Origin of the sequence: Streptomyces sp. NBC_00316 (genome assembly GCF_036158715.1) — a bacterium.
Classification (GTDB): Bacteria; Actinomycetota; Actinomycetes; order Streptomycetales; family Streptomycetaceae; genus Streptomyces.
On the sequence record NZ_CP108023.1, the window covers coordinates 2469859 to 2481475 of the forward strand.

10 protein-coding genes and 1 pseudogene are annotated in these 11617 nt (G+C 68.9%); 3 read left to right on the forward strand and 8 right to left on the reverse strand.

From position 1 onward, the window contains the following. Window positions 1-31 precede the first annotated feature (31 nt). On the forward strand, window positions 32-1021 hold the full coding sequence (locus OG878_RS10930; RefSeq protein ID WP_328886604.1) for a carbohydrate kinase family protein: 990 nt from the start codon (window positions 32-34) through the stop codon (window positions 1019-1021). Between the two features lie 133 nt (window positions 1022-1154). Here the strand turns inward: OG878_RS10930 and OG878_RS10935 are convergent, their stop codons facing one another. From OG878_RS10935 to OG878_RS10955, 5 genes and pseudogenes are all read right to left on the reverse strand, one after another. Beyond that, window positions 1155-1286 (reverse strand): hypothetical protein, encoded by a 132-nt coding sequence (locus tag OG878_RS10935; protein ID WP_267006449.1) that lies wholly within the window; start codon window positions 1284-1286, stop codon window positions 1155-1157. Between the two features lie 1101 nt (window positions 1287-2387). Next, window positions 2388-3133 (reverse strand): annotated as a pseudogene (locus tag OG878_RS10940) (transposase family protein). 309 nt (window positions 3134-3442) lie between these two features. After that, window positions 3443-4087, reverse strand: a complete 645-nt coding sequence (locus OG878_RS42255) for an aldehyde dehydrogenase family protein (RefSeq protein WP_443049092.1) — start codon at window positions 4085-4087, stop codon at window positions 3443-3445. Between the two features lie 181 nt (window positions 4088-4268). Then, window positions 4269-5612, reverse strand: a complete 1344-nt coding sequence (locus tag OG878_RS10950; protein WP_328886605.1) for a class I SAM-dependent RNA methyltransferase — start codon at window positions 5610-5612, stop codon at window positions 4269-4271. 91 nt (window positions 5613-5703) lie between these two features. Next, complete coding sequence (locus OG878_RS10955) at window positions 5704-7752, reverse strand: APC family permease (RefSeq protein ID WP_328886606.1); 2049 nt, start codon at window positions 7750-7752, stop codon at window positions 5704-5706. 434 nt (window positions 7753-8186) lie between these two features. On the opposite strand from OG878_RS10955, the gene OG878_RS10960 reads away from it, so the two are divergent. Together OG878_RS10960 and OG878_RS10965 are read left to right on the forward strand one after the other, a co-directional pair. Further along, the gene (locus OG878_RS10960; protein ID WP_026242838.1) at window positions 8187-8855 is read left to right on the forward strand and encodes a potassium channel family protein; all 669 of its coding nucleotides are present in this window, start codon (window positions 8187-8189) and stop codon (window positions 8853-8855) included. Then, window positions 8855-9532 (forward strand): potassium channel family protein, encoded by a 678-nt coding sequence (locus OG878_RS10965; RefSeq protein WP_277328832.1) that lies wholly within the window; start codon window positions 8855-8857, stop codon window positions 9530-9532. Before OG878_RS10960 ends, OG878_RS10965 begins: the two co-directional genes overlap by 1 nt. 75 nt (window positions 9533-9607) lie before the next feature. Here the strand turns inward: OG878_RS10965 and OG878_RS10970 are convergent, their stop codons facing one another. The 3 genes from OG878_RS10970 to OG878_RS10980 all read right to left on the reverse strand — a co-directional run bounded on the left by OG878_RS10970 (window position 9608) and on the right by OG878_RS10980 (window position 11601). Next, a complete protein-coding gene (locus tag OG878_RS10970; protein WP_328886607.1) occupies window positions 9608-10366 on the reverse strand; it encodes a DUF3159 domain-containing protein in 759 nt (252 codons plus the stop codon). A gap of 3 nt (window positions 10367-10369) precedes the next feature. Continuing rightward, window positions 10370-10777, reverse strand: coding sequence for an OB-fold nucleic acid binding domain-containing protein (locus OG878_RS10975; protein ID WP_277328830.1), 408 nt, complete (start codon window positions 10775-10777; stop codon window positions 10370-10372). Window positions 10778-10908: 131 nt separating this feature from the next. After that, window positions 10909-11601 (reverse strand): response regulator, encoded by a 693-nt coding sequence (locus OG878_RS10980; RefSeq protein WP_328886608.1) that lies wholly within the window; start codon window positions 11599-11601, stop codon window positions 10909-10911. Window positions 11602-11617: the final 16 nt, after the last annotated feature.

The window sequence follows — 11617 nt, forward strand, 5'->3', positions numbered from 1 at the left end:
CCGCGCTCTTCCTGAGAGGCAGACAGTCACCATGGCCCGACCCCATGCCCCCGTCAGTGTCACCGTCCTCGGCGAGTGCGTCGCCGACGCCTTCACCGACCCCGCCCGGTCCAGCTCCGATGAACTCGCACTGCGGGCCCTGCCCGGTGGCGGCCCCGCCAACACCGCCGTCGCTCTCGCCCGGCTCGGCACCCCCACCCGCTTCCTCGGCCGGTTCTCCCACGACGTCTTCGGCACCCTCTTCCGTGCCCGCCTCAGCGCCTCCGGCGTCGATCTGACCGGCAGCGTGACCGCTCCCGAGCCCAGCACCCTCGCCGTCGCCGACCTCGACGACTCCGGCCAGGCCAGCTACACCTTCTACGCCGACAGCGCCGCCGACTGGCAGTGGACCACCGACGAACTCGCCGCCACCCAGCAGGACGACGCGGCCTGCCTGCACACGGGCTCCCTGGCACTCATACGCCAACCCGGCGGCACCCGCATCGAGGACCACCTCGCCCAGGCACGCGAGCACGTCACCGTGTCCATCGACCCCAACGTCCGCCCCCTGCTCGTACCCCCCGCCGCCTACCGCGAACGGCTCCCCCACTGGTGCGCCCTCGCCGACATCCTTCGCCTCAGCGAGGACGACCTCGCGCTGCTCCTGCCCGGTGCTGGCGCCGAGGAGGCGTGCGACACCTGGCACGCCGCCGGCGCGCGCCTCGTCGTCATCACCTTGGGCGGACGGGGCGCCCTCGCCTCCCTCGACGGTCTCCGCGTCACCGTCGCGGCCCCGGCCATCGACGTCGTCGACACCGTCGGCGCCGGGGACTCCTTCACCGCGGGCCTGCTCCACCGGCTCGCGGCCCTCGGCCACCTCGGCGGCCGACTCGACGCACTGAGCCTCGAAGACCTGACCGACGCCTGCTCCTTCGCCGCTCGCGTCGCCGCCCTGACCTGCTCAGTCCCCGGCGCGAACCCGCCTCTGGCGGATGCAGTGGGGCTGAAAGCCGGGGTGGATGGGCTCCTGCCCCATGCCTGAACGCGGCATGCCCGTTCCCGCAGCCATGACTGCGGGAACGGGGGCGCCGAATCCAAACTCCCGGCACCCCGTACGCGCTGTTGCCGCGGCGTCGCCGGCGTTGCGAGGCCGGGGAGCCGAGCGGTGCTTGAGATCAGGCGCGGCTATCGGTGAGGTCGGCGAGGAGCGCGGTGATGACGGGGCCCGCAGCGGCCATGGCGACCGAGCCGGAGGCGAGCAACCACTGGACCGGGAAAGGACTTACGTCGCCTATCTGCCCGGACATGCCATGCGGATCGCCGTCCTCTGCCCAGGCTAGGAAAGCGCCACCATCCTGAGACAAAAGCACCCGTCCGCCGCGTGAGACGGTCCGGAGAACAACTGGTCAGCGCGATGCTCTCTGCCGGAAGTCGCGAGAACCTACATCAACGAACCCAGTCGTCGTCTCAAGGAAGCGAGGCGACTGGCCTCCCGTCTCATTCAACACAGTCGCCCCAGGTCGGGGTCTGCTCGACTCGCTTTCCAGTCAGCGGCCACTGGGTGTGGCGAAAGCCTTGTTGGGCGTGCGCGGTGTGGGACAGGATCAGACTCATGGATCCTGCTGTGACGGCTGCTCTCATTACCGCCCCTGTAGCTATCACCGCGGCTGGTGCTGCCTTCGCTGCCGGGCTAGTGCAGGGGCGGGGGGCTCAACGAGGGCCGGTAGACGCAGTGCGCCGACAGCATCAGCGCGACGCCTATGCGAGTCTTCTGGCCGCATTGCATGTCTTACGAGCGTGAGGCTGAGGTTGGGGCTTGCGAAAAGTTGGCTCGGGCCGAGTTACCGGCAGCTGGGGTGAGTTACACCCCGGAGGACCTAAACAGGCGCACGCTGGAGTTGGTAGCGGATGTCCCGATCAAAGAGGTTCTGGCGCGTGCCGCTGTCGTCGAACTAGAGGGGCCCGAACCCGTTTCCGACGCCGGTACCGAGGCAATGGTGGCCGTTTGTGATGTCCACTACAGCGCGGCCGCGACGAGAACAGGTATCGATGCCGCCATGCGCAACGTCCTGTCTGAGCACGACAAGGTCTATCCGGCTCTCGAGAAGTTCACTGAGGCAGCGAGCGCGGGCTCAACAGAGCGGGGTAGGCGTTGTCGCCGTGCATTGAGCGGATCGTCTTCTCCGTGTCCACGGTCTGCTGGCGGGCGGAGGGCCCGGCCTCCTTGCCCAGGCCAGTGTGTCAGTCGCCTCACTTCCTTGAGACTACGACTGGGTTCGTTGCCACCGGACAACTGCTGTCCCTCGTCATTCAAGCGAGGCGTTTGACAGCGAACCCAGTCGCGTCCGCCTCACTGTCGCCGCCCTGTCATTCGGCTGCACGCAGCTCCCCCTTGTCAGTGAGCATTTTCAGCGTTGCCTCGCCAGGGTGAGGACGGTCTTGGCGACTGACGTCATGCGGGTGGGGCTGATCCGGGGTCCTCGGAAGATCCGCCAGGACTTCAGCAGTGCCATGCCCTGTTCGACGGGTGCCCGGGAGGAGGCCAGCGCCCGGTGGGTCGTCTGCTGTGGGGGTCAACTGCCCGCCGGGCGGCCGTCTGCGCCCGGTGGTGACCCAGGGGCTGGCGCCCTGGTAGGCGCGGTCGGCCAGAACGGCCACGCCCTGGCGTTCGCAGATCCGGATGATCCTGTGGTGCGGGCCGCGGTCAGGTCATGGCACCGGCCTGGCAAGGCCGGCGAGATCCACAGCACCCGCACAGCCGGGTCGGTCACGACCTGCACGTTCACGCCGTGGCGACGGTGCTTGTGCGAGTAGTCGGCCCGGCCGTCGCCCACCCGGTCGCACTCGGCGAGCGTCCCGTCGAGCAGTGCGTACTCCGGTGCGTGCTCGCGCAGGACCTTCAGCAGGCCGGGCGCCCGCGCGGCCAGGAGATCGATCACCGCGGCCGTGTAGGCGTGGGCGGTGCCGACCGAGATGCCGAACCCGGCCGCTATCTGGGCCAGGGTGTCGTGCTTGCGCAGGGACAAAAGACCGACAAGCGCGCGTTGGGCGGCAAAAGCTTGCAGCGGCGGTCACCCTCGCGGGTGACGATGAGCATGGTGACCCACTCGACCAGCGCATGAGGCAGGTCGAGTGCGGCAGGATTGGGGACCAACGAGGCACCTGCGCTGGTGAGTTGAGACTTCGAACACTTCCCTCAACGGCACGGGTGCCTCGTGCCGTTGCCCCCTCGCCGCCGTCACCCCATCGGTGACCACGCTGAAAACGCGCATTCGCTCGCGGCCGTAATCCCGGGGCGTGGCGTGCGTGCAACTCGGCGAGGATCGTGATCGACGTACGGACCGTCCCGATGGCCAGGGGCGGGGTCAGCACGGCATGGGTGAGATCCCCGTGCGCGTACCTGTTCCGGATCGGCCGCCCGCAGCTATCGAGGAGGTCGTACTGCTCCTCGGTGAGGAGTCCGTCAGCGCGGGCATTCCCGAGGTGGCCGGCCAGGGTGCCCTTGCCGTAGCGGTCGGCGAGCGCGGTCTCGATGGCGATGACGGAGGTCGCAGCGCCGATCATCATGAACCGCGCCCACGGCGTCACGGTGACCGTCGTCGCCCGTGACCTCGCAAGCAGCTGGTGTTCCGACCGATCCGCCACGCCTGGCGCGTCGAGGTCGTCCACGGCCGGCTGGGACGCGCCCGCCGACTGGCGACCCGGCGTACAGGCCGACTCGTCTGCCGCCACCTGCGGCGACGATGGTCGGAGACTTGCCGCCCAGTTCCAGCGTGACGGGGACAAGGTTCTCGCTCGCCGCCTTCATCACGGCTCGTCCGACCTCGGGGCTGCCGGTGAAGACGGATCGCGTACTGCTTGACGTTGATGATCGAGGTGTAGTCCTTGCTCGTCGGTCCGGGTCCTCGTCGGTGAGGGCGTTGTGGGCGCTCGACGCCCGCGTCGCCCTGACCCTCACCGGCCCCGGCGGCGGGACCGGGTGGATCGACGAGGCAGGCGGCCTGGCTCCGTCCAACGGCGCGGTCGCCGCGCACGTCACCGCCCCCGCGCTGACGTTCCCCCGGGCGCTACCCGCAGTCCTGGAGCATCGGCGCACCACGACCGACACGAACGCTCGAGCGTCACTTGAGCGTCAAGAATGCTCGCCGATGCCCGGTACTTCACCGATGCCGTTCTTGCTGTGCGGTGAACTCGCAGGTCAGACCGCCTCCGCAGCTACGCCGACCGCGCGACCCGTTGCTTGCCCGGAAACAGGTCGGGCAAGCCGACAACATGCGAAGAACCACAGGTCAGAGGCCCTTCTGAGCCGGCTCAAGAATCGCCACACACTCCACGTGCGAGGTCATCGGGAACAGGTCGAACGCCCGCAGCGTCCGTACCTTGTAGCCGCCCTCCCGGAAGTACGCCAGGTCGCGCGCCAGGGCCGCCGGGTCGCAGGCGACGTACGCGATGCGGCGGGCGCCGAGGCCCGTGAGGTGCTTGACGACCTGCTTGCCCGCGCCCGCGCGCGGCGGGTCGAGGACGATCAGGTCGCACTCGGTGATGCCGGTGCGGGGCAGGATCTGGTCGACCTTGCCCTGCTCGATGCGGACCCGGTCGAGGTCCTGGAGGTTGTGGCGGGCGTCCTCGACGGCGCGCTTGCCGGACTCGATGCCGAGGACCGCGCCCTTCTCGCCGATGCGCTGGCCGAGGGCGCCGGCGAACAGGCCGACGCCGCAGTAAAGGTCGAGGGCCGTGTCGCCCTTGCGCGGCAGCAGGCCCTGCATGACCGCCCTGACCAGGGTGTTGGCGGCCTGGGGGTGGACCTGCCAGAAGCCGCCGGAGCCGACCCGGTACGTGCGGTCGTCGGCACGCTCGCGGACGAAGCCGCGGCCGTGGACCCGGTGGATGCCGCCGTCGCGTTCGTCGACGCGCAGGACGGAGACCGGCTTGTCGAGCTCGACGAGCGGCAGCCGGGCGCCGGGCTTCGGGGTGAGGATGACCTGGCGGTCGTTTGAACCGGTGGCGGTGATGGCTTCCACCGAGGCCATGCCGGTCCAGTCGCGCTTCTCGATGCCGAGTTCCGTGACGCCGGGCGCCGCGATCAGGCAGTGCTCGATCGGCTCGACGTCGTGCGAGCGGTGCTTGCGCAGGCCGGCCCGGCCGTCCTCGTCGATGGCGTACTGGACGCGGGTGCGCCAGGCGGGCACCGCGCCCTTCGGGAGCTTGTCGCCCTCGGCCGGCATGACCGTGCCGTCCCAGCCCGCCTCTTCGGGGGTGAGACCGGCGAGGCGCTGGAGCTGCTCGGCGATCACCTCGCCCTTGAGCCGGCGCTGGGCGCCGGGCTTGGCGTGCTGCCAGTCGCAGCCGCCGCACTTGCCGGGGCCGGCGTACGGGCAGGGCGCCTCGACGCGGTCCTTGGACGGTTCGATGATCGTGACGGCGTCTGCGCGCAGGAAGCGGGAGTCGCTCTCGCCCTCGGTGACCCGGGCGACGACCTTCTCGCCGGGGAGGGTGTGGCGTACGAAGAGCACCTGGCCCTCGGACGTGCGGGCGATGCAGTGGCCACCGTGGGCGACGGGCCCGACCTCGACCTCGTACTCCGCCCCGATCAGCGATTCCCCGGCCTTCGGCGAGGTGGATTCGTTCTGCATGAGGGGGTGGCTCCAGGGATCAAAGGGAAACGGCCGGACAACAGCCCACCAGTCTACGTGGGTGTCGTCCGGCCGCTCACCACAAAGCGTGTCAGCTCTTGCTGCTGGGTTCCTTCGGCCTGCGCTCCACCGGTCCGCGGCGCACCGCACCCGGAGCGTTCCACTCCGCGCGCTTCCTGGCGCGCTGCTTCGCGGCTTCGGAGGATTCCAGCTGGTACGGGACGGAGGTCACCATCACGCCCGGGGTGAACAGCAGCCGCCCCTTGAGGCGCAGGGCGCTCTGGTTGTGCAGCAGGTGCTCGTACCAGTGCCCGACCACGTACTCCGGGATGTAGACACTGACGACGTCGCGCGGGCTCTCCCGGCGCAGGCCCTTCACGTAGTCGATGACCGGCCGGGTCACTTCGCGGTACGGGGAGTCGAGGATCTTCAGCGGAATGTTGATGCCGCGCCGCTCCCAGTCCTCCCTGAGCGCCTTGGTCTCGGACGGGTCGACGCTGATGGAGAGCGCCTCCAGCTGGTCGGAGCGGATCAGCTTGGCGTACGCGAGCGCGCGCAGCGTGGGCCTGTGCAGCTTGGAGACCAGGACGATGGAGTGGACCCGGGAGGGCTTCATGCTGTCGTCGGACGGGGCCTCGTCGGCGGAGATCTCCTCGGCGACCCGGTCGTAGTGCCTGCGGATCGCGGTCATCGTGCCGTAGAAGATCACCATGCCGAGCAGCGCCACCCAGGCACCGTGGGTGAACTTCGTGGCGAGCACGACGACGAGCACGAGGCCGGTGAAGAACGCGCCGAAGGTGTTGATCGCGCGGGAGCGGATCATGTGGCGGCGCTTGGCCGGGTCCTTCTCGGTCCGCAGATGGCGGTTCCAGTGCCGGACCATGCCGGTCTGGCTGAGGGTGAAGGAGACGAACACGCCGACGATGTACAGCTGGATCAGCCGGGTCGAGTCGGCGCCGTAGATCCAGGTGAGCAGGATGGCCGCGCCGGCCAGCAGCACGATGCCGTTGGAGAAGGCCAGCCGGTCGCCGCGGGTGTGCAGCTGGCGCGGCAGGTACCGGTCCTGGGCGAGGATCGAGCCGAGCAGCGGGAAGCCGTTGTACGCGGTGTTGGCGGCCAGGAAGAGCACGAGTGCGGTGGCCGCGGCGAGGATGATGAAGAGGAACGAGCCGTCGCCGAAGACGGCGGCCGCGACCTGGGAGATCACCGGGTCCTGGACGAAGCTCGAACCGACGGCGGTGCCGTTGTGGATCAGGTCCTCGGCCGGGTTCTCGGCCATCTTCACATCGGTGGCCATGGCCAGGCCGATGATGCCGCAGAACATGGTAACGGCCAGCAGGCCCATCATCGCGAGGGTGGTCGCGGCGTTCTTGCTCTTCGGCTTGCGGAAGGCGGGGACGCCGTTGCTGATCGCCTCGACGCCGGTGAGGGCCGCACATCCGGAGGAGAAGGCCCGCAGCAGCAGGAAGACGAGGGCGAAGCCGGCCAGGCCCTGGTGCTCGGGCTTGATCTCGAAGTCCGACGTCGGAGCGTGCATGCCCTCGCCGAGGACCAGTCCGCGGAACGCCCCCCAGAGGATCATGACGAAGACGCCGGCCACGAAGAGATAGGTGGGGATGGCGAAGAGCTTGCCGGACTCCTTGACGCCCCGCAGGTTCATCAGGGTCAGCAGCACGATGGCCCCGATGGCGCAGAGCGTCTTGTGCTCGACGACGAACGGGATCGCCGAGCCGAGATTCTCCACGCCGGAGGCGATCGACACGGCGACGGTCAGGACGTAGTCGACCAGCAGGGCGCTCGCCACGGTCAGGCCGGCCTTGGGGCCGAGGTTGGTGGTGGCGACCTCGTAGTCGCCGCCGCCGCTCGGGTAGGCGTGCACGTTCTGCCGGTACGAGGCGACGACCGTGAACATCAGGACCACGACAGCGGCCGCGATCCACGGGCTGAAGTGGTACGCCGACACGCCCGCGACGGAGAGCACGAGGAGAACTTCTCCTGGTGCGTACGCCACCGAGGACAGCGGGTCGGATGCGAAGACGGGGAGGGCGATGCGCTTGGGGAGGAGTGTTTCCCCCAGCTTGTCGCTGCGCAACGCCCGTCCGATCAGGATCCGTTTGGGCACGTCGGTCAGTTTGGACACGCAGAGGATCGTAAGCGTTGCGTATGGAGGCCGCCCACGCACCACCCCCGTGGTCCTGCAATCTCCTGCGGTCAGTCGTAACAGCCACAAAATCCTTAACGGAATCCTTGCGCCGCCTCCTCATGAGGAGAGCACGCTGTAATCATTCGTGACGCTCGGCCACCGGATGTGCGGCGGACGGGGCCGAACGTCTCCCGGCAGCGGAGGGAGGCCCTCCCTTTGCTACCCGAACGTTCGGCCCTGCCGCCCCTTTGCAGGTACGGCCGTGACGAAAGCAGACTCGAATGAGGCAACGCACCGGCTGCCGCATAAGCTCATCCCGGGCAACGCCGGAAAACGTTGCCCCGTTGTTTGCCCGGCAAGCCGAGGAAAGAGTGTGAGCAGGGTGTTTTCGCAGGTCAGCCGGACGACCAGGACTGCGAGGTAGGCGCAAGGTGCACATCGTCATCATGGGCTGCGGGCGAGTAGGAGCCGCTCTCGCGCAGACCCTGGAGCAGCAGGGGCACACGGTCGCCGTGATCGACCAGGACCCCACGGCGTTCCGCCGTCTCGGGTCGGGGTTCGGTGGCCGCCGCGTCACCGGTGTCGGATTCGACCAGGACACCCTCCGTGAGGCGGGTATCGAGGAGGCCGGTGCGTTCGCCGCGGTGAGCAGCGGCGACAACTCGAACATCATCGCCGCCCGGGTGGCCCGCGAGATGTTCGGCATCGAGAACGTCGCGGCTCGTATCTACGACCCTCGGCGTGCCGAGGTCTACCAGCGCCTCGGCATCCCCACGGTCGCCACCGTGCGCTGGACCGCGGACCAGATGCTGCGGCGGCTGCTGCCGTCGGGCGCCGAGCCGCTGTGGCGGGATCCGAGCGGCGGTGTACAGCTCGCCGAGGTGCACACCACACCGTCCTGGATCGGGCACAAGATCAGCACGCTGCAGGAGGAGACGGGCGTCCGCGTGGCGTTCCTCACCCGATTGGGCGAAGCCATACTGCCGTCGTCGCAGACGGTGCTGCAGGAGGGCGACCTCGTCCACGTGATGATGCGCACGGACGAGATCGCGAAGGTCGAGGCGGCCTTCGCCGAGGGTCCTGAGGAGGGCGGTCACTGATGCGTGTCGCGATTGCCGGGGCCGGTGCGGTGGGCCGTTCCATCGCGGCCGAGCTGCTGGAGAACGGCCACGAGGTGCTGCTCGTGGACAAGGCGCCGACCGCCATCTCGGTGGAGCGGGTGCCGATGGCCGAGTGGCTGCTCGCGGATGCCTGTGAGATCACCTCGCTCGACGAGGCGGCGCTCCAGCGGTGCAACGTCGTGATCGCCGCGACCGGCGACGACAAGGTGAACCTGGTCGTCTCGCTGCTCGCCAAGACCGAGTACGGCGTGCCGCGGGTCGTCGCCCGGGTCAACAACCCGAAGAACGAGTGGCTGTTCAACGAGTCCTGGGGCGTCGATGTCGCGGTGTCCACGCCGCGTCTGATGTCCGCTCTGGTCGAGGAGGCGGTGAGCGTCGGCGATCTGGTCCGGTTGCTGCGCTTCAGCCACGGCGACGCCAACCTGGTCGAGCTGACGCTGCCCCCGGAGTCGGCGCTGGCCGGTACCCAGGTCGGCGATGTCGCCTGGCCCGAGGACACCTCACTGGTGACCATCATCCGCGGTACGCGGGTGCTGACACCGAGTTCGGAGGAGACGCTGGAGGCCGGTGACGAGCTGCTGTTCGTGGCCGCCCAGGCGCGCGAGGAACAGCTGGAGGATCTGCTGTCGGTGCGCCGGGAGCCCGCGGGCGACTGATCGACGCGCGTACGGCGAAGGGGGCCGGGAACCGCCACGGACGGTTCCCGGCCCCCTTCGTTCGTTCGCTGCCGGTCAGAGCTCGGTGTTGCGGGCCGCTGCGGCCTCTGCCTTACGGGCCTTCTCGGCTTCCTCCTGCGCCTCCATCTCGGCGAAGACGTCGATCGGCGGCGGAGCCTTGGCGAGGAAGACCCAGGTCAGGTACACCGCGAGCAGGAACGGCGGGATCTTCAGAGCGACCAGGATCCAGCCGAGCTGCGTGGTGTCGGCCCACCAGTAGAGCGGGAAGAGGATCGCGCACTTGGCGAGGAGGATCAGGCCCCACGCCCAGCTGGCCTTGGCGTATGCCTTCTTGCGGCCGGGGTTACGGGTGCGCCAGGAGAGGTTCTCCTTGAAGACCGGTCCCAGTATCAGGCCGATCAGCGGCACCCCGGCGATCGTCGTGACGATGTACGCGAGGGCCAGACCCAGGGTGTAGATCATCCCGGGCAGGTAGAAGTCCTTGGCGTTGCCGGTCATCATCGCGAAGACCACACCGAAGGCGACACCGAAGACCCCGCTGAAGGCGTGCTTGACGGTGTCCCTGCGGATCAGTCGTACGACGACGAGCACCAGCGACACGGCGAGGGCCGCAATGGCCGAGATGTGCAGGTCCTTGTTGATGGTGAAGATCGTGACGAAGAGCAGCCCGGGAAGGACTGTCTCCACCATCCCGCGGACGCCGCCGAACGCCTCGAAGAGGGCGGCTTCCGTGACCGCCTTCGCGTCGGCCTTCTGCTGGTCGGTGCGGGTGGTGCGGTCCGTGTCGGACGTCGGCTTGTCGAGAGACGTCACCGGCTACTCCTTGCCGAGCGGTCGGAGTTCGTATTTGGGGTTGAACAGCACCCGGCGCCCGTGGCTCATGGCGATCCGGCCCGAGGCGATGAGCTTGCGGCCCGGTTCTATGCCCACGATGGAGCGCCGGCCCAGCCAGACCACGTCCAGTGGCGCGGTGCCGTCGAAGAGCTCCGCCTCCAGGGCGGGCACTCCGGCGCGCGGCCGCAGGGTGACGGTCCGCAAGGTACCAGTCACCTTCACGATCTGGCGGTCGTTGCAGTCGGAGATCCGTGTGCAGCCCGAAGCCTGCGAGTCCTCCTGCAGCTCCTCCGATTCCAGGTCCTGCTGGGAGCTGGACAGCCGGTCGAGCATCCGGCGGAAGCGGCCGGACGGCCTCAACGCCTTCTCGGAACGAGGAACAGCACTCATACCCGAAGGGTACCGGGCCCGGATGGCCTGGGCAGGTGTCCGTTGTCTCACTCGGACGGGCGAGCAGGAGTCTTGAGGGGTTGACTCCCCCGTTCTCTCCTGCTTCCGGTCCCCCGTCGCGCGCGCTGCGCTCAGTCCCGTTCGAAGCGGTAGCCCATGCCCGGCTCCGTGACGAAGTGCCGCGGGTGCGAGGGGTCCGCCTCCAGCTTGCGCCGGAGCTGGGCCATGTAGACCCGCAGATAGTTGGTCTCGGTGCCGTACGAAGGTCCCCACACCTCCTGCAGCAGCTGCTTCTGGCTGACCAGCCGGCCGCTGTTGCGGACCAGCACCTCCAGCAGATGCCACTCGGTCGGGGTGAGCCGCACATCGCGCCCCTCGCGGTGGACCTTCTTCGCCGCCAGGTCGACGGTGAACCCCTCGGTCTCGACGACCACGACATCGTCGGCGCCGTCCTGGCCGACCGGTTCCGCCCGCCGGACCGAGGCACGCAGCCGGGCCAGCAGCTCGTCCATGCCGAACGGCTTGGTGACGTAGTCGTCGGCGCCGGCGTCGAGCGCCTCGACCTTCTCGTCGGACGTGTGACGGGCGGAGAGCACCAGGATCGGTACCCGGGTCCAGCCGCGCAGCCCCCGGATCACCTCCACGCCGTCCATGTCCGGAAGTCCGAGGTCGAGGACGACGACATCGGGATGACGTGCGGCGGCGAGCTGGAGGGCGGTCGCACCGTCGGGCGCCGCGTCCACCTCGTACTTGCGCGCCTTCAGGTTGATCACGAGGGCGCGTACGATCTGCGGCTCGTCGTCGACCACAAGCACCCGGGTCATCGGGACCTGCCTTTCT

Excerpts from the sequence above, each read along its gene's own strand:
- OG878_RS10930 (WP_328886604.1), top strand. The coding sequence starts at position 32 with ATGGCCCGACCCCATGCCCCCGTCAGTGTCACCGTCCTCGGCGAGTGC.
- OG878_RS10935 (WP_267006449.1), bottom strand. The coding sequence starts at position 1,286 with ATGTCCGGGCAGATAGGCGACGTAAGTCCTTTCCCGGTCCAGTGGTTG.
- OG878_RS10950 (WP_328886605.1), bottom strand. The coding sequence starts at position 5,612 with ATGCAGAACGAATCCACCTCGCCGAAGGCCGGGGAATCGCTGATCGGG.
- OG878_RS10965 (WP_277328832.1), top strand. The coding sequence starts at position 8,855 with ATGCGTGTCGCGATTGCCGGGGCCGGTGCGGTGGGCCGTTCCATCGCG.
- OG878_RS10975 (WP_277328830.1), bottom strand. The coding sequence starts at position 10,777 with ATGAGTGCTGTTCCTCGTTCCGAGAAGGCGTTGAGGCCGTCCGGCCGC.
- OG878_RS10980 (WP_328886608.1), bottom strand. The coding sequence starts at position 11,601 with ATGACCCGGGTGCTTGTGGTCGACGACGAGCCGCAGATCGTACGCGCC.